The sequence below is a fragment of the Aquiluna sp. genome, from assembly GCF_965064355.1.
The window spans coordinates 1-17,034 of the sequence record NZ_CBCHRQ010000024.1; the positions used below are offsets into that span (position 1 = coordinate 1).

Sequence of the window (17,034 nt, forward strand, 5' to 3'; positions counted from 1 at the left end):
CTTTGGGACATGTATCTGCTTTATCGATTCAGAAAGCGACAGCATCTTGTGCTTTTTCAAAAGGTTGGCCGGGAGAACTTCTTGGATCTCACCAAGTGCAGAAAGCGCTAGTTCGACAGACTTCTGAATCTTCCAGGTGCTGAGGGTTCCAGAAGCTGGGTAGATGGGAATTGGCAGTTCTGCCCAAGCCTTAGCTTCAGAGTCATCAATCTCCTGCGAGAAGAGCTCATAGTCAGGATGAGCAAGCTGCAACTTATTTGAAAAGACTCCAATTCGACCGCTGAAGAGTCCGCGCACTCCGGAGTGAAGTTCCTTCTCTCGCCAGTGCTGGTTGAAAAATGCCAAGGTTAGGGTTTTGGAGCCGTCAGTTATGACGACCTCGAGGAGATTGCCGCTTCGACCCTTGAGTCTCCTCGAAGAAGTGGAAACAACCTCACCAACCACGGTTACGACCTCGCCGATTGGTAGTGAAGAGATCGGAGTGAGCTCGCCACGCTTTGAGTATCGCCTTGGGTAATGCTCTAAAAGCTCGGAGAGATTAGTGATTCCAAATTGCTTCACGAAAGCCTTCGCCGTTCGATCACCAAGGATCGAATCTAGTTTCAAGGTTTCTGTCAGCACACAGACAATCATCGCCTGAATCACCAACCTTTTTCACTAGGCTCACAACCGTGACCAGAATCATTGCCGGAGCTATTGGCTCTCTGCAGCTCAAGCCAGCTGCCAAGGCCACTCGACCCACCTCAGACCGAGTCAAAGAGAGCCTGTTCGCAAAGCTCGACGCCATGGGGGTAATTGAGGGCGCAAAGGTACTGGACCTATTCGCCGGCACAGGAGCCCTCGGTCTTGAGTCAGCATCTAGAGGAGCTTTGTCAGTAGACCTGGTGGAGCGAGACCGCAATGCATTTGAGCTTCTGCAGCACAATGTCAAAAGCAGCCTCAACTCATTTGAAAAGCAGGATATTTCAATAAAGATTCAGGCCCACAACCAAGATGCGCAGCGTTTTCTAAAATCAGTTGCCAAAGGTTTTGACCTAGTTTTTATTGACCCGCCATACGAATTCCCGAACTCCGAACTAGAGCAACTACTGCACGCAGTTGCTGCTCTTATGGGCGCAGACGGTCTAGTTGTTGTTGAGAGATCGAGCCGCAGTGAACAGCTTGAGGTTGAGAATCTAGAACTTCAAAACACAAAGTCATACGGCGACACCGCAGTCTGGATTTACGTAAAACCTTAGATTGAGCGCTCGGTAGGACCCGTGTAAACCTGCTGCGGGCGACCAATTCTGGTGTGCACGTCTTCGTTCTGCTCGCGCCAGTGCGCGATCCAACCTGGCAGACGTCCGACTGCAAACAGTGGCGTAAACATCCTTGGTGGGAAGCCCATGGCCTTGTAGATAACCCCGGTGTAGAAGTCAACGTTTGGGTAAAGCTTGCGCTCTACAAAGTAAGAATCCGCAAGAGCAGCAGCCTCTAGTTCTTTTGCAATGTCCAATAGTGGGTCAGAGACACCTAGCTCCCTAAGCACCTCGTCTGCGTGAGATTTCACGATGGTCGCTCTTGGATCAAAGGATTTGTAGACGCGGTGACCAAAGCCCATTAGGCGAATGCCGTCTTCTTTGTTCTTGACTCTCTCAACATACTTCTGAACCGAGTCACCGGACTCGTGAATAAAGGTAAGCATGTCCAAAACAGCTTCGTTTGCACCACCGTGCAGTGGGCCAGAAAGCGCATTGATGCCCGATGAGATCGAAGCAAACAAGTTTGCGTGAGAAGAGCCAACCAGTCTCACTGTTGAGGTGCTGCAGTTCTGCTCGTGGTCAGCGTGCAAGAGCAACAAAGTATCTAGAGCGTTGGTCAAAACTGGGTTTGCAGACCACTCTTCACCCTTGTGACCAAAGGTCATGCGTAGGAAGTTTTCTACCAGCGAGAGTGACTTGTCTGGCTCAACAATGCTCTCCCCCACCAATGACTTATAGGTATAGGCGGTAATCACTGGAAGCTTTGCCAAAAGTCTGATTGTTGAAAGATCAACCTGTTCTGGATCTCTTGCGTCAGTGGAGTCGTTGTAGAAAGTTGAAAGAACAGAAACTGCGGAGGACAGGATCGCCATCGGGTGAGCAGAGTGCTCAAAAGCCTCAAAAAAGCGGACCATGTTTGGGTGAATCATCGAGCGCTCGCGAAGCTTTTCGTCGAAGGCTGCCAGCTCGGTAGCGGTTGGTAGCTCACCATAAATCAACAGGTAGGCAACATCTAGGAAGGTCTTCTTTGCTGCAAGCTGCTCAATTGGGTAACCGCGGTGGCGCAAAATTCCTTTGTCGCCATCGATGTAGGTAATTGCGCTCTTGGTTGAGGAGGTGTTTACGAAACCTTGGTCGTAAGAACTGAGCCCAGTTGTGGCAATGAGCTTTGAAATATCAATTCCGCCAGGACCCTCGGTCGATTCGATCACAGAAAGTTCTGCCTCGTGGGCACCGTATCGAAGGGACACCTTCTCGTTAGAAGTCAAACGCTAGCTCCTTTGTGAGGGTTGGCTTTGCCCCTAGCCTAGAGCATTTCTGAGGCGGTTTGCAGCCTCTAAAACCTCTTGGTCGGTTGCAGTAATTGAGAAGCGAACAAAGTTCTTGCCGGCCTCGCCGTAAAACTCTCCGGGGACAGCGACGATGCCTAATTGTGCCAACTCGGAGATGGTGTCCCAGCAGTTTTGACCCTTGGTAACCCACAAATACAGCCCAGCCTCAGAGTCCTGAACTTCAAATCCGTAGGCAACAAGCGCTGGAAGTAGCACATCTCGTCGCTTACGGTAAACCTCTTTTTGCTTTGCTACATGCTCATCGTCGCCGAGCGCGACTGCAATTGCCTTTTGCACCGGCATCGGAACCATCATTCCAGAGTGCATTCTGAGGTTGACCAAACCCTTGATTAGCTTCTCGTCACCGGCAGCAAATGCTGCGCGGTAACCAGCCAAGTTTGACTGCTTACTGAGTGAGTAAATCGAGAGCACGTTAGTGACATCTCCCCCAGTTACCTCAGGGTCAAGCATGCAAGGGATGTATTCCTCCCAAGGTGAAACCCAGCCCATCTCGGCGTAGCACTCGTCATTCACAATCACAGCACCAAGTTCACGAGCTCGCACTAGAGCTGCTTTGAGAAACTCAACCGAGTGCACGGCACCATTTGGATTGCCGGGGCTATTCAGCCAAATCAGCTTGGTGTTTGATGGCCACTCAGATGGCTCATCCCCCACTAAAATCTCTGCCCCTGCAAAAGCTGCACCGACCTCGTATGCGGTGTAAGCCAACCTTGGCTGAACTACAACGTCACCTGGCCCGACGCCAAGCATGATTGGCAACCACGAGATGAACTCTTTTGAGCCAATGGTTAGAAGTACTTGATCAGCAGTAAACCCTGGTGACTTTCGTCGTCTGGCATACCAATCTGCTACTGCTTGACGAGCAGAAACATCACCCCAGGTGGTTGGATAGCCAGGCGAGTTCGATGCGCTATCTAAAGCGTTTTGAATAACCTGCGGTGTTGGGTCAATTGGGTTTCCGACAGAAAGATCGATTGCACCGTCCAGGTGCTTGGCAGCCAATTCACGATATGGCTTGAGCTTTTGCCAGGGGTACTCCGGCAAGCCTTGAAACACTATTCGCCCTGAGGGGGAAGAACTGAGATAACGGCGTGGTCACCAGGAATTGGGCCAACCTTGGCAGCTCCACCAGGGGAACCGATCTCAGAAAAGAAGTCAACGTTTGCCTTGTAGTACTCGCTCCACTCGCTAGGGAGGTCATCTTCGTAGTAGATGGCTTCCACTGGACAAACAGGCTCGCAAGCACCGCAGTCCACACACTCGTCCGGGTGGATGTAGAGCATGCGGTCACCCTCATAGATGCAGTCGACAGGGCACTCATCGATACATGCCTTGTCTTTGACATCTACACAGGGAAGGGCGATTACGTAAGTCATTTGGCTCCTCAATCCATGAATACAAGTTTAGGCCCAGCGTGGCGACCATCGCGGGAAGGTCTGGTGCTCAGCGCAATTTTTTGGATCGCAGCCTTCGAAGAAAGTGCAGTAATTTGTCGATTTTTACTTTCCTGGCAAGCGAGGGGATGGAGTCCGAAAAAATTCTAAAGACGGTTTCCGTGCGCTTTTCACCCTCCTTAAAGTGATAAAAATAGACGGGCCTTGAAGTGAACCTGTGCTGCATCCCTGTGGAAACAAGTTTTTCGAAATAGTTCTTGTCGGCTGGAACACATTCTCCGTTCACCATCAAGTTTCCCTGAGGAAACCCCCCGAGTTGAAGGAATTGGTCTTTCGAAACCATCACGGGCATGAATGGGGGTGATGCATTCTCTGGAAGTTGAACGGCTCCTGCAAGGCAAAAATCACTCCAGCCGAGCGCTTCAAAAGTTCGAGGAGACCGCCCAAAATTTGCCTCAATGGCACCAGGGAAAACACCATACTTGGGATGAAAAGGTTCAACCAACCAGGGGCTTAAAAGATCGTTTGGCTGGAACTCGTCAATCATAAATTTCAACCATCCTGGCGATGGGACCATATCGGAATTCAGCATTATGACGATTTCTCCCGAAGCTGCATTTACGCCAAAGTTGTAAGCTTCATAGACGCCCGCAAGGTAATTCGGTCCACATTCTGGGCTCAATTCTGATGTGGGCCAGTATTCCAAGTACGACAACTCCGATGTCGCAAGCCAAGCCTTCAATTCTGATTCAGGCTGGTTGGCAACTAGGAAGAACTCTGCCTCACCCGTCGCAATCTCAGGGCAGGAATTATGCACAACTTCATTTATATATCGTGCGTACTCAACCGATCTGTAAACCACAGCAAAAATAGAGACCTGTGGTCTCTTGCTTATTTCAGAGTTAGTGAGCATTCGTCTATAAATTTCAACCAAAGCTGGATTGCGGATTTTCTATCCCAGCTCTTTTCGAACAAAACCGACCTTACATCGGAGCTCGGCAGTGAAAACTCCCGCTCTACGCCTCCAGCTTCAATCATTGGCAAATCTGCTGCAATGCATTCCCAATCGACCATGAAGTAAGGGACTAATCGAGAAGTATTTAGAAACCCATCCGACGCCTGCATGTGCAAAGCGAGCTTCTCTTGGCTAATTGGTTTTTCCTTAGTGATAATCAATCCCTGCCATTCGGGATTGCCCTTCAGCCACGCGTCCCTTAGGTCCGGTCCCTTCATCTCATGATTAGCACCAGACCAAAAGGCTACCGGCCGATTTGGATCGAGACCCAGTGCCGATTTTGCGTCAGATTTCGATTCCCCAGGCTTGAATAGATCTGCATTCACTGCAATGGGCAAGACCTTTGTGTTCACTGGATAGAAGGCCCTGCTGTACGGAGTGGCGACTGCATGCCACTGCGCGACCAAGGATTTCCCAATGCGCCTATTTTTGGATCCGAACTTCTTTCCAAGCCTGAGTGACATTTCAGGGTAAAGTTCCCACAATAAATTGATGGTATGGCTTGGGAATGAAGGCTTCCCCATCGTCGAATAATGAAGCACGATGTCTGTTGGACCGACTTTCTTTGGAACTCCAACTTCAGCTCCAGATTCCCTCTGGAACCATGTCCAGAAAGTGTCCTCCCCCAGTCCGGACATAACTTCCGGATTCAAGAATATTTTACTCGCCACTCGGGCTCCCCTCACTTCAGATACTGGTAGCCTAGCCACAGGAACGGAGCGAAAACATGTCTAAAGTCTTGGTTGCTGGCGGGGCCGGTTATGTTGGTGGTTACTTGGTGGATGCTGCATTGGATGCAGGGCACGAAGTTCGCGTTTTTGACAAGCTCGTTTATGAAGATGCCTACTTGAAGGACATCGATTTTGTTTTCGGTGACATAAACGATATCGACTCTCTAAAGCCTCACCTCAACTGGGCTGACACCGTTGTTTGGCTTGCCGCATTCGTTGGGGATCCAGCCTGTGCACTAAACCCAGAGCTAACCATGGAGACCAATGTCGGTTCTGTGAAGAACTTGGTTGCTAACTTCTCCGGACGCATCATCTTCCCGTCCACCTGCAGCGTTTACGGAGCCCAGGACGGCTTGTTGGACGAGTCCAGTCCTTTTGATCCACTGTCGCTTTACGCGGAATCCAAGATTGCAGCGGAGAAGGTGCTTCTTGCAGCTCCAAACGAGACCTTGATCTTCCGTCTCGGAACACTATTCGGACTAAGCGACACTTACTCTCGCTTGAGAGTGGACCTTGTTTTGAACGTTCTAACCATTCGTGCAGTGCGTGAGAAGCAGATGAGTGTGTTCGGTGGCCAGCAATTCAGGCCTCTGTTGCACGTGCGTGATGTTGCTACCGCAATGGTGCCTCACATTGACACCCACACCACAGGTGTTTACAACCTGCACACCGAGAACCTAACCATCATCGAGTTGGCTGAGCGCATCCAGGAAGTAGTTCCTGGCGCTGTTCTCAAGATCACTGAGTCCTCCTTCCAAGATGCACGCAACTATGCGGTTTCCAGCGACAAGGCTCGGAACGAGTTGGGCTTTGCACCTAAGTGGTCGGTAAAGGACGGAATCCTTGAGATTCACAACGCGATTTCCCAGAACCGTATCCCTGACGTAAGCCTTCCTCGCTTTAGCAACGTTGCTGCGTTGCAGGGCCTACTTGGAACCAAGTAATGTCCGACAAGATTGAGTTTGTAGCCGGCGGACTGGCGGTTGACGATCGCGGGTCACTGAAATTCATAAACGATTTTGCGTTGGCTGGATACAAGCGTTTTTACGTCGTCGAAAACCACCGCCAGGGCTTTATTCGTGCATGGCACGGTCACAAGCACGAGGCGAAGGCTGTTGTTTGCCTGCAGGGCTCAGCTTTGGTGGCAGGGGTTAAAGTCGACAACTGGGAATCGCCCTCTAAGGACCTTCAAATCGAGCGATTTGTGGTCTCTGGATCTAAGCCTGGTGCTCTATTGATTCCAGCCGGATATGCAAACGGATTCATGTCTCTAAGTGCGGACACGATAATGATGTTCTTCTCGTCTTCGACGCTTGCCGAGAGTGCTGCAGATGACATCAGATTTGAATCACGCATGTGGGATCCCTGGAACATCGAAGAAAGATAACCTTGCCCAAAATCTCAATGGTCCTAGGCATTAGGCCCGATGTAATCCGTGCCTCACTGATTATCAACATGCTCAAAGCTGAACTAGGTGCAGACTTCGAATTCGTCTGGTCCGGGCAGCACTACAGCGACAATATGAAGGACATCTTCTTCAGGCAGCTAGACGTTCCAGCGCCAGATGTCACATTGCAACTTGACACTTCAAGTGACCAAGCCATGATTGGGAGCCTGATCTCTGAATTGGGTAGCTACTTGGACAGCGCGAAGCCAGATGCTGTCATCTTCCTTGGCGACACCAACACGGTGACCGGCTCTATCGCAGTTGCCGCCAAGAACATCCCAATCGTTCACATCGAAGGCTGCATGCGCTCCTACGACTGGCGCATGCCAGAGGAGAAGTTCAGAACGGCAATTGATCACCTTGCGGATGTGATCTACGCCTATGTGGACGAATACAAACAACAGGGTGTTATTGAGGGCCTAGACCCAGACAACATCGTTGTCACTGGAAATCCGATCGTGGACGTGCTGAACCACTACTTCATCTCGGGCAAGGTACGACTGACTCCTGAGGCAAGGGCTGAGCTGTTCAGGTCTTATGGCTATACCGGTGGAGAGCTCTGGTCTATGACCTGCCACAGGCGTGAGAACGTTGATAGTCGCGAAGCTCTTTCAAGAATTCTTGACTTGGCCTCACGTTGCTCAGGCACGGTAATCTTCCCAGCGGGATACAGAACCCAGGCTCGTATTCGGGAGTTCAATCTAGAGATACCAGCCAACACACTAATGATTGATCCAATTGGATATGCAGAGCTCATGGAACTGCTGGACGCGTCAACCGCAGTGATAACTGACTCAGGCACCGTGGTTGAAGAGGCTGCAGTTCTGGGCGTTCCATCGATACAGATGCGAACCTCAACAGAGCGACCACAGGTTTACGACTGCGGTGGTTCGGTCAAGTTTGACCCTCACTTTGAATACAATGACGGCCAAATTGAAGCGATCATTAAGTCCGCAGCGGGTAGGCGCTCTGAGTCCTGGACCCACACTCTTGGTGATGGACTGGCATCTAGAAGAATTGCTGATGACCTTGTTCAAAGATTCAAGAACAAGAACTGGGCAGGCCATCTGCCAAATGAAAAGATCCGTCCAGTCGCCAGAAACTATGGCTACGGCATTGGAGATCTAGGAAAAGCCTAAAGCGGCATCTCCTGAATCATTTGCTCGACTGTTGGCGCTGTAGCGTATCCGGCGTTCTGCCACATCCGGGCTACAACATCGCCATTGGTCGTGCTCAGAGTTCTGTCGATAACTTTGCCGGAGGCCTTTGGATTGACGGTGATGTCTCCCCTGCCTGCTCTTGCAGCAATTGCGCCAACTAACACTTCTTTGGTCAGGGTAGATCCAGGGATTACGTGAATGGTGCCTGGCACAAACTCGTTGTGTTCGATTATCCCGCGGCAAAGCTTGCCGAAATGGAAGGTGGTAACGCCATTCCAGACGTGGTCAGTAAATCCGAAAATCTCGGCATTCTGAGGCTGGTTTCTCACCCACTCGAATAGTGATGTGCTGCGTCCGTACTCTGGACCGATAATGGAAACTCGCAAGTGCATCATGGTTTGCGATGGAACCTCGCCCAAGCTCTTGGTCTTTCCGTAAACATCCAAGGCATCAAATTCATCTTGCTCGGAATACTTACCCTTTAGTCCAGAATAAACACAGTCTGTTGCAATCTGAATTACTCGCAAATTCTTTGCCTCGGCATAGCGAGCCAACTGATCAGGGAACAACCCGTTTACGATCATTGCCACTCTTCGCTGATCGGCGTTGTCGTCCTTGATGTGAGGCTTGATGATTCCAATGCAGTTGATAACCCAGTCGCCAGAAGATGCGACTGAGTCCAAAGCGCTCACGTCGTCAGTGAGTGCATCGAACTTTGTGACTGGCAACTCCGGGACGCCGTCGACGCTCTGCCCGTCTCGGGTAGTTCCAACAAGCTCCAACTTCGTGCCAGCGAATGCTTGCAGCACTCCACGTCCAAGCATTCCTGTAGCGCCAAGAATTACGACCTTAGGCATGGTTTCTCCTTAGTTTGCTGAGTTCTAGAAGGGTTGCTTCTAATTTGTTTACTGTTCCCTGGGGAGAGAAGAGTCTGTCTAAAACATCTCGCTGAAGTCTAATTTGGGTTTCACGCTGGGTCTGGTCATTCTTAAGGATGTCCAGCGCAATTTCTAGGGTTTCAATTGGACTCGATGACCAGCGCAGACCTGACTCGTCCCCAAAGGCGGCGTAGAGGCCGTCTAGTTTGGTGCTGACCGTGGGCAGTCCGACTGCCATGTACTGAAGTACCTTGTGTGGAAATGCCGCGCTGGCGACCGTGGAGACGATCAGTGGATTTATAGCGACGTCTCCGAGCGTCATGTATCTCGGAAGTTCATGAAATGGAACGAATCCAGCGAACACGACATTTTTCGACAGCCCATGGTTCTCTACGAGCTCCCTAAGCAGCGGTTCTTGTTCCCCGCCGCCAACTAGCAATAGTTTCAGGGCTGGGTCTTGGGCCACACTCTCAGCGAACTTGACAATAACTTCGTCCAGTCCTGAGAAGTAGAAGAAACTCCCCATGTACATAAGAACTTTGTCTTTTGGATTGATGCCCAATGAAGTTGCTAACTTTTGGTCACGCGCTGTGGCTTTGAATATTCTTTGATCAAGGGGTGGGTAGTGCATGACAACTTTGTCCCGGAACTGCTCACCCATTAGTCCTATGACGTACTTGGTCATGGCTGGATTGTTGGTGCTCACTGCACTGGCCCATTTGAAGGTGAGTTTCTCAAATAGCGCGATCAGAGGATTCCATATGGATTCCCGGATCTTGCTCGAAACGTCCAGTGCACGCTGTAAAACGGGTACCCCAAACAGTTTGCCCAAGAGGGTAACCTGCAGCCCATAGGTTGGAACTGCAAAGTTCAAAATCACGTCAAAACCGCCGTGTTTGATCAGTTTCCCAAACAGCGGGATTGATGAAAAAATCGCCCAGATTCTGTCTATCTGAGGGATGCCAAATCTGTGGGGTGTAAGAAGTCTCAAACTTGCTGCCGGGTGGATTCTGCCATGGATCACTCGATCCCTAGGCTGATCAAGGTCCTTGCGTGTTGCTCCTTCGTCGAAGTCTACAAAAGTGACGTCGTGGCCATTGAGCGCAAGGAGTTCTGGGAACTCATGAATCTCATAAACGACTTTTTTTGGATAACTCACTTCATGAACAACTAGAAGTTTCATGCTTTCTGGCGAAGCTCCATGTCGTTGACAACGTATTCTGCAAAGCTAAAACACGAGGTCCAACCAGGTGACACGGCATTGAGAACGTGGGTTGAATTCTCATCACCTTCAATAACGAAGTCCATCTCTAGCTTTGCTTCTCGCTTATCAAACAACTGTGCTCGAATACCGGGCTTTCCTGGGACAGTGAATTTTGAGACATCAATCTTGCTGGTTAGCTTGGCTGCTTGTCCCAGAAGGTGCTTCCTGGAGAGTTTTGGCAACTCCGTCTTCACTAGCGACCAAACGTCGTGATGCTTCGAGCCAATAAACCTTGGGTAATTTGCCAGAATTCCAAGGAGCTCGGAAGCCTTCAATCCATCGAAGAATCCATATTGCTCTCTGGACAAAATAGGAATCGCTGTGGGTCCGACCTTGACATCACCATGCGCTGTTTTAGTGAAGTGGACTCCTAGAAAGGGATTTCTTGGATCAGGGGTGGGGTAAATGTGGCGTTCCAAGGTGCCCTTGAGGGCAGGTGCATAGAAGTACAAACCGATGAATGGAATCATCGAGTACCGCTCGCCGAAGCCGAGCTCCTTAGCCATAACATCAGAGTAAAGACCTGCTGCATTGACTAAGTGCCCAAATTCGAATGTATCCCCATTTTTTGTGGTTAGTGAATGAGATTTGATCTTGGAAACTTGTTGATTGAAGTAGAAGTCGACTCCAGCCTTTCGCAGGTTGGACTCCAGTGCTAACGCAACAGCCGCCGGGTCTGCAACGGCGGTTCTAGGTGACCAAAGAGCTAGATCAATAGTTTCCGCAAGCGGTTCGAGAATTGCCAACCTATCAGGGTCAACCAGCTCCACATCGACACCATTTGCTACGCCGCGACGATGCAATTCGCTGAGCACTGGAACATCTTCCTGGCGCCGTGCAACCACAACCTTGCCAGTTTCTAGAAGGGGAAGGCCGTTTTCAATACAGAAATTTCTCATTCGCTCGTTTCCGTCGCGAGTGAGTTTGGCCTTTAGGGACTCAGGGGAATAGTAGAAGCCCGCGTGAAGCACACCAGAGTTTCTTCCAGAAGCATGGAGCGCTACTGCCAGCTCCTTTTCAAGAACGGCAACGGTCGAAGTTGGAAATCGGCTCTTGATTTCCTTGGCTATCGCGAGACCAACAACACCGCCACCGATAATCAGATAGTCAGCCCTACCAGTTTTCATTTACTAGTCTGCAATCCGATGAAGCGTGTATCCCTCGCCTGGGATGGACTCTAGAACCGGACCGGTATAGGTCAAATCACCAGTTACAAGAACGTACTTGCTACCCTCTGGCACCAAAGTTGCGTCGAGGGCAGAGCCAGCGCCGAAAAGATCATATCTAATGGTTGCTGAGTCAGCCCAAATCGCTACGTTAGTTGCCTCGAATCTCGAAGTGGCTGCAATCCAGGTTGCATCAACATCTGCCGAGGAAAGATTGGCTCTCAGGTATTGGCCAGCCCTGTCCTGCGCGTTTAGTTCGCCTCGGAACCCCTGGTACTGATCTTGGATCTGAAAACCAGTTCCAACCATCGTTACTGGCAATAGTCCGATGAGAACGTACGCCGTGTACTTCGGGAAGAAGGCGAACACAATCAAAGAAGCAAAACCAAATAGTGCCGCCGCATTGAAAACGTCTTGGTTGACAACCAAGCCAGCAAGGTTAGGTGCATCTGCGATTTGGATCGTCAGGGTTCCGAAGAAGCCCGAGAACGCAGGGGTAATGAAAATCAACATCAAGACCGCAAGTGGAAGTCGAATCCAAATCTTGATCTCCGAAGCGAACTTAGAGGTCAGCGCTGCAAGGCCTGCCAATGGCACGACGATAAACAGGAAGTCGTAGTAGCGCTCTAGAACTCGAGTTGTGTGGTCATCTCCGCCGCCGGTAATCCAGCCGGTAAACATTACGACTTCGATTACCAAGCTGAAGAGCCAGACAAAAGCGAATAGGGAAAGCGCGGTCACCTTGGTCAATTCACGAGTGCGAATCAGTTCGATTACACCAATAGTCACTCCAAGAATGGTGACACCCATCAGTGCGGAGATCGTCAGAATGTGGATATTTAGCTGGACGCCAAACAATGCGAACACACCGTTGATTGCGCTGGTTCCGACTGGCGAGGCATTAGCCGCAACTTCACCCGTCGGTGCCTTGGTGATTTCAGCGACCGTACCAGCGTTTAGGTACTGGCCGAAGAAGCTAAGTGCTTTTGGTCCAGCAACCAGGAATCCGATGATTACGCGTCCAAGAATCGCACCCAATGAAATAGCGCCTATTGCCTTGAACAGCGGGCCGAAACGGTATTTCGCGTTAGTTAGACCAAGCACTACAAGAAAAATACCGATTGCGATTGCTGACAGCCAAGCGTGTGGCTTAACTAGCGAGGTAATTCCCACCAGCGCACCTGCAATGGCCCAATCTTTCCACGCATAGGTTTCGGCGGCTTTCAAAACCGCAGCAAAGACGAGGCTAAGGAAGAAGAAATACATCGATTCAGGCAAGAACATCGAGGTGTAAACGCTAAGTGGTGACAATCCGGCCAAAATCGTGAATGCGAAGGCAATCCAGTAATTCATGTACCGCTTGGCGATGATGAAGATAACCGTGAGGAAGCCGACAAAGAAGACAAGGTTTAGAAGCTTTCCGCAGGTGTAAAAAGCATCGCCACAAAGGTTAGTTGACGAGTAAACCAGGTTGAACAAGTAGTTGGAGAAGTCTCCCACTGGGGATGGGTCCCACGGACCTACTTTGCGAGCATTGATTGAGTAGAGGTACTCATCACCCAAGATCGCTGGGTTAACCATCGCAACCCTTGAGTAAACCCAAGCGGCAACAGCCAGCATTGAGCCGGCAAATGCCAGGTTCTTCCAGTCTTTTACTGCAGCAAGTAGGTTCTTCAAACCAATCCCCGATTATCTCTTTTGTCTTGGAACCCTAGGTTCCGATTGAACGTCATAAGACAAGAATGAAAGTAGCAGCTGAACCCCGAGAATAAGGGCAACCGCGGAGAGAGTCACTTGACCCGCGGTAGTCGCACGACCCGCTTCGGAAGCTTCCAGATACCTAGCGATACCAAACCATGCGCCAAATACAGTGAATCCAACGCCAAGAGGTAGTTCAATGCTTGCGACAGACCACTCGCGTAGGTAGTACTTATAGAAGACTCGCTTCCAAAGATTGACGGTGTGACGCCATGGGAACTCAACTAATACCTTGCTGATCTTTAGGTTGCTCTTTTCTTCCCCGTATACGGCCTCCATCGGAACGTCAACAACGACAGCGTTGGTGATGCTAAGTCTGAATAGCAGGTCCGATTCGAAGAAGTAGGTCTTACGAAGCTTGTCAAGGTGGATTGCACTAAGTGCTTTGCGGTGAATTGCAGTAAATCCGTTAGTTGGGTCGGTTATTGACCAATAGCCGGATGAAATTTTGGACCATAGAGAAAGGACTGCATTGCCAAAAATACGAACCTTAGGCATCGCAAAGAGGTTCTCTAGGCTGTCAAAGCGATTTCCCTTGGCGTAGTCCGCTTCGCCATTGACCACAGGCCTTGCAATGGTTTCAATGAGCCCTGGATCCATTTGTCCATCGCCATCAACCTTGACTATGACATCCATACCATCAGCTAGGGCTGCGCGGTAGCCCGTAACCACTGCTCCGCCGACTCCCAAGTTCTCAGGATGGGTGATGACAGTGACACGCTTATCTTTGTTCTTCTTCTTGACAAGATCGCCCGATTTGTCTGGGCAGGCATCATCAATTACATAAATGCGCTCGACTTCCGGCCCGATTCCGGCCAGGACTTCAAGAATGTGATCTGTCACACGATAAGACGGAATTACGACTCCAAGACGCACAACAATCTCCCATGGCTTTCGTGACAACTAACTCTACCGAGCAGTTGAATCCAGACAAACCTATTGCAAACACTATTGTCCAGTTATTGCTGACCTAGGCTTATGGCAATGAGCAAATTAAACGCGATGTCTTTGAGGTCTTTTGGGTCGGTAGTGCCTAAAAAGGTAGCAAGAAAGATCTATTTTCTTTCGGGTGCAAGGATGCTGTCGAATTTGCTGGACATCGCTGGTCTGGCAGGGATCGCACTCCTAGCAACCTCCTTTGGCGCATTCGCAGCTGGCGGTGGAGCTGTAGCCCCGATCAGCATCCCCGTAATTGGTTCCATTGCAATCAACGAATCGCAGGCGGTGCTTGTTGCACTCGGGATCGCCGGGATATTCATAGTTAAGTCCGCATTTTCCATCTGGCTCAACCTGACCACATCCCTTTTTGTCTCTTCCCTCGAGGCGGGCTTTTCCAAGACTCTGGCTGAGGATTACTTCGCTGGGGGCAGCGAAGGTGAAAGTGGTTTCGAAGACAATCTTTCGGAGTTTCAGAGCGTCTCACGCAACAGCACAGAGGCGTTAACTCTCTTTGTGAATTCCAGAGTTTCCGTAATGGCAGAGGCTTCACTACTTCTTGCCATGGTTTCGATTTTCCTACTTGTGAACCCGGTTGCAACCGTGGCCATGTTTGCCTACCTCTCTGCCGTTTTGTGGGCGCTTAGCAAGGTTGTAACTGGAAAGATTCGCAGAAATGGCGCTGCTCAACTCCAAGGACATGAGCTATCCCTCTCCACGAGCCGGGACCTTTTTGGTGTCCGCCGTGAAGTCCGAGCTAATGGGCTCATGGGTCCATGGATAGACCGCTACACCAAGGGAAGGGCTCAGTCCGCCACCAGTACTGCAGTCATCTACACCTTGAACAGCCTCCCTCGCTATGTAATTGAGACTTCGCTGATCCTTGGAATATTTGCCTTCTTGGCAGGCATAGTTGTTTTCAGTGACTTGCCCTCCCAGGCTGTGACGATTGGTGTCTTTATGGCCGGTGGCCTTCGCCTGGTTGCTTCCCTGCTGCCGCTTCAGGCTGCTATCAATTCGATGATCGACGGAGCAAACCGCGGAAAGCCTGCCCTTGATCGATTGAAAGTAATTGCTGCGCGCAATTCTGCCGTTCAGGATGTTGAGCTTGATGTCGAGCACGGCAAGCCGCTTGGCCTTCGCCTAAATAACGTCACCTTTGGCTTCAACAAAGAAACCGCTGTTATTCAAAACATCAACTTCGAGGTAAAGGCTGGGGCCAAGGTCGCCATCGTGGGACCTTCTGGGGCTGGAAAGACTACCTGCTTCGAGATTGCTACCGGGTTTAGGTTGCCAGACTCAGGTAAGGCTTCTATCGAGGGCCACGACCCTCGTGTTCTTCTTGAGCATGGTCGAGGGCTGATTGGCATTGTGCCACAGCGCCCTCACCTGGTGTCCGGGACTTTGGCAGAGAATGTCTCGCTATCAAGTGTTGACCAGACTGACTTGGGCAAGGTTGCTCAGGTGTTGCAGATGGCTGGTCTAAACGCCTATGCCAACCCTGGTGCGCTTGAGATGAATGTTGAGCCGGATGCTGGGCAGCTTTCCGGTGGCGAGATCCAGCGTCTTGGGATTGCACGCGCTCTATACCGTGACCCAGGTATTTTGTTCTTGGATGAGGCAACCAGTGCGCTCGATGCCGAGACTGAGGCTCAGATTTCTAAGGTGCTGGACCAGCTGCGCGGCAAGATGACCGTTGTTCTCATTGCACACAGGCTCTCGACCGTTATGAACTCAGACAAGATCATTTACCTAGACAAAGGTCGCGTCATTGCCGAAGGAACCTTCTCAGAACTTCAGAGCAAGGTTCCTGACTTTGCCAAGGCTGTTGAGCTAATGGGAATTGCTAAGGGCTAATTAGCCCTTACGCGCAAGTCTTCTTAGCTTCTGCTCTGCTGGGTCTGGAACTGGAACCGCAGAGATTAGCTTCTTGGTGTATTCCTCTTGAGGGTTCTTGAGGATCTGGTCACGCTCACCAATCTCAACTAGCTTTCCGCGCTCCATAACTGCGATGCGGTGAGCCAGCATGTCCACAACCGCAAGGTCGTGAGAGATGAACAAGCAAGCGAACTTCAACTCATCCTGAAGCTCTAGCAATAGGTCAAGAAAACGTGCCTGAACCGACACGTCTAGCGCACTTGTTGGCTCGTCAGCGATCAATAGGTCTGGGCGGAGTGATAGTGCTCGCGCAATACCAACACGCTGACGCTGACCACCGGATAACTCGTGTGGGTAGCGGTTGCGGTAGCTACGTGGTAGCTCAACAGAGTCAAGTAGGTCCTCAACCATCTTGTTAAGTTCTTCGCCCTTAGCCTTACCAGCTAGTAGCAATGGCTCACCGATGCTCTCACCGATTGGAAGGCGTGGGTTTAGCGATGAACCTGGGTCCTGGAACACGATTCCAGTGTGCTGGCGAACTTCGCGTAGCTGGCGCTGTGAGGCGCCAGAGATGTCTCTGCCAACTAGGTTGATGGAACCCTTAGAAATCGGCAGTAGGCCGATTGCAGCGCGTCCCACGGTGGTCTTACCTGAACCTGACTCACCAACAAGACCAAGGATTTCACCCGGGTAGATGTCGAAGGAAACTCCGCTAGCTGCGGTGAAGGCTGGAACACGGCCACGCTTTGGATAGGTGATCTCTACATCGCGAAGTGAGAGAACAGCCTCGGTCCTCTTTATCGGTAGCTCACGC

17 protein-coding genes are annotated in these 17,034 nt (G+C 50.7%); 5 read left to right on the forward strand and 12 right to left on the reverse strand.

The annotated features are described in order from the left end of the window. Positions 1 to 645: OB-fold nucleic acid binding domain-containing protein (locus AC128V_RS03535; RefSeq protein WP_482763300.1), on the reverse strand; the 645-nt coding region annotated here is incomplete at its 3' end. A 26-nt stretch (positions 646 to 671) separates the two neighbouring features. Between AC128V_RS03535 and rsmD the strand changes: the two genes are divergently transcribed. Further along, positions 672 to 1,238 (forward strand): 16S rRNA (guanine(966)-N(2))-methyltransferase RsmD, encoded by a 567-nt coding sequence (rsmD, locus tag AC128V_RS03540; protein WP_482763301.1) that lies wholly within the window; start codon positions 672 to 674, stop codon positions 1,236 to 1,238. Here the strand turns inward: rsmD and AC128V_RS03545 are convergent. The 5 genes from AC128V_RS03545 to AC128V_RS03565 all read right to left on the reverse strand — a co-directional run bounded on the left by AC128V_RS03545 (position 1,235) and on the right by AC128V_RS03565 (position 5,673). Then, positions 1,235 to 2,509, reverse strand: a complete 1,275-nt coding sequence (locus AC128V_RS03545; RefSeq protein WP_482763302.1) for a citrate synthase — start codon at positions 2,507 to 2,509, stop codon at positions 1,235 to 1,237. The genes rsmD and AC128V_RS03545 overlap by 4 nt on opposite strands. 33 nt (positions 2,510 to 2,542) lie before the next feature. Beyond that, the gene (gene dapC / locus AC128V_RS03550) at positions 2,543 to 3,649 is read right to left on the reverse strand and encodes a succinyldiaminopimelate transaminase (protein ID WP_482763303.1); all 1,107 of its coding nucleotides are present in this window, start codon (positions 3,647 to 3,649) and stop codon (positions 2,543 to 2,545) included. Then, complete coding sequence (gene fdxA / locus AC128V_RS03555) at positions 3,649 to 3,969, reverse strand: ferredoxin (RefSeq protein ID WP_482763304.1); 321 nt, start codon at positions 3,967 to 3,969, stop codon at positions 3,649 to 3,651. Before fdxA ends, dapC begins: the two co-directional genes overlap by 1 nt. Positions 3,970 to 4,036: 67 nt before the next feature. Then, on the reverse strand, positions 4,037 to 4,900 hold the full coding sequence (locus AC128V_RS03560; protein ID WP_482763305.1) for a glycosyltransferase family 2 protein: 864 nt from the start codon (positions 4,898 to 4,900) through the stop codon (positions 4,037 to 4,039). After that, a complete protein-coding gene (locus tag AC128V_RS03565; protein ID WP_482763306.1) occupies positions 4,879 to 5,673 on the reverse strand; it encodes a hypothetical protein in 795 nt (264 codons plus the stop codon). The genes AC128V_RS03560 and AC128V_RS03565 overlap by 22 nt, the downstream gene beginning before the upstream one ends. 56 nt (positions 5,674 to 5,729) lie before the next feature. On the opposite strand from AC128V_RS03565, the gene AC128V_RS03570 reads away from it, so the two are divergent. The 3 genes from AC128V_RS03570 to AC128V_RS03580 are packed head-to-tail and all read left to right on the forward strand — an operon-like array spanning position 5,730 to position 8,319. Further along, positions 5,730 to 6,677 carry an NAD-dependent epimerase/dehydratase family protein gene (locus AC128V_RS03570; protein WP_482763307.1) on the forward strand — a complete coding sequence of 316 codons (948 nt, stop codon included), beginning with the start codon at positions 5,730 to 5,732 and terminating at the stop codon, positions 6,675 to 6,677. After that, positions 6,677 to 7,120 (forward strand): dTDP-4-dehydrorhamnose 3,5-epimerase family protein, encoded by a 444-nt coding sequence (locus AC128V_RS03575; RefSeq protein ID WP_482763308.1) that lies wholly within the window; start codon positions 6,677 to 6,679, stop codon positions 7,118 to 7,120. Before AC128V_RS03570 ends, AC128V_RS03575 begins: the two co-directional genes overlap by 1 nt. Before the next feature lie 2 nt (positions 7,121 to 7,122). After that, complete coding sequence (locus tag AC128V_RS03580; RefSeq protein ID WP_482763309.1) at positions 7,123 to 8,319, forward strand: UDP-N-acetyl glucosamine 2-epimerase; 1,197 nt, start codon at positions 7,123 to 7,125, stop codon at positions 8,317 to 8,319. On the opposite strand, the gene AC128V_RS03585 is transcribed toward AC128V_RS03580, so the two are convergent. Genes AC128V_RS03585 through AC128V_RS03605 form a run of 5 tightly spaced genes read right to left on the reverse strand, consistent with a single transcriptional unit; the run spans position 8,316 to position 14,282 of the window. Continuing rightward, positions 8,316 to 9,197 carry a sugar nucleotide-binding protein gene (locus tag AC128V_RS03585; protein ID WP_482763310.1) on the reverse strand — a complete coding sequence of 294 codons (882 nt, stop codon included), beginning with the start codon at positions 9,195 to 9,197 and terminating at the stop codon, positions 8,316 to 8,318. The genes AC128V_RS03580 and AC128V_RS03585 overlap by 4 nt on opposite strands. Then, entirely contained in the window at positions 9,190 to 10,401 is a 1,212-nt protein-coding gene (locus tag AC128V_RS03590; RefSeq protein WP_482763311.1) for a glycosyltransferase, read from the reverse strand. Before AC128V_RS03590 ends, AC128V_RS03585 begins: the two co-directional genes overlap by 8 nt. Continuing rightward, a complete protein-coding gene (gene lhgO / locus AC128V_RS03595; RefSeq protein WP_482763312.1) occupies positions 10,398 to 11,609 on the reverse strand; it encodes an L-2-hydroxyglutarate oxidase in 1,212 nt (403 codons plus the stop codon). The genes AC128V_RS03590 and lhgO overlap by 4 nt, the downstream gene beginning before the upstream one ends. A gap of 3 nt (positions 11,610 to 11,612) precedes the next feature. After that, entirely contained in the window at positions 11,613 to 13,325 is a 1,713-nt protein-coding gene (locus AC128V_RS03600; protein WP_482763313.1) for a glycosyltransferase family 39 protein, read from the reverse strand. A gap of 12 nt (positions 13,326 to 13,337) precedes the next feature. Then, positions 13,338 to 14,282: a glycosyltransferase family 2 protein gene (locus tag AC128V_RS03605; RefSeq protein ID WP_482763316.1), complete on the reverse strand. Its 945-nt coding sequence runs from the start codon at positions 14,280 to 14,282 to the stop codon at positions 13,338 to 13,340. Positions 14,283 to 14,483: 201 nt separating this feature from the next. On the opposite strand from AC128V_RS03605, the gene AC128V_RS03610 reads away from it, so the two are divergent. Further along, the gene (locus tag AC128V_RS03610) at positions 14,484 to 16,199 is read left to right on the forward strand and encodes an ATP-binding cassette domain-containing protein (RefSeq protein ID WP_482763314.1); all 1,716 of its coding nucleotides are present in this window, start codon (positions 14,484 to 14,486) and stop codon (positions 16,197 to 16,199) included. On the opposite strand, the gene AC128V_RS03615 is transcribed toward AC128V_RS03610, so the two are convergent. Further along, positions 16,200 to 17,034, reverse strand: an 835-nt coding sequence (locus tag AC128V_RS03615) for an ABC transporter ATP-binding protein (protein ID WP_482763315.1), incomplete at its 5' end; no start/stop codon positions are given.

Excerpts from the sequence above, each read along its gene's own strand:
- AC128V_RS03560 (WP_482763305.1), bottom strand. The coding sequence starts at position 4,900 with ATGCTCACTAACTCTGAAATAAGCAAGAGACCACAGGTCTCTATTTTT.
- AC128V_RS03610 (WP_482763314.1), top strand. The coding sequence starts at position 14,484 with ATGCTGTCGAATTTGCTGGACATCGCTGGTCTGGCAGGGATCGCACTC.
- lhgO (WP_482763312.1), bottom strand. The coding sequence starts at position 11,609 with ATGAAAACTGGTAGGGCTGACTATCTGATTATCGGTGGCGGTGTTGTT.
- AC128V_RS03575 (WP_482763308.1), top strand. The coding sequence starts at position 6,677 with ATGTCCGACAAGATTGAGTTTGTAGCCGGCGGACTGGCGGTTGACGAT.
- fdxA (WP_482763304.1), bottom strand. The coding sequence starts at position 3,969 with ATGACTTACGTAATCGCCCTTCCCTGTGTAGATGTCAAAGACAAGGCA.
- AC128V_RS03585 (WP_482763310.1), bottom strand. The coding sequence starts at position 9,197 with ATGCCTAAGGTCGTAATTCTTGGCGCTACAGGAATGCTTGGACGTGGA.
- AC128V_RS03570 (WP_482763307.1), top strand. The coding sequence starts at position 5,730 with ATGTCTAAAGTCTTGGTTGCTGGCGGGGCCGGTTATGTTGGTGGTTAC.
- AC128V_RS03590 (WP_482763311.1), bottom strand. The coding sequence starts at position 10,401 with ATGAAACTTCTAGTTGTTCATGAAGTGAGTTATCCAAAAAAAGTCGTT.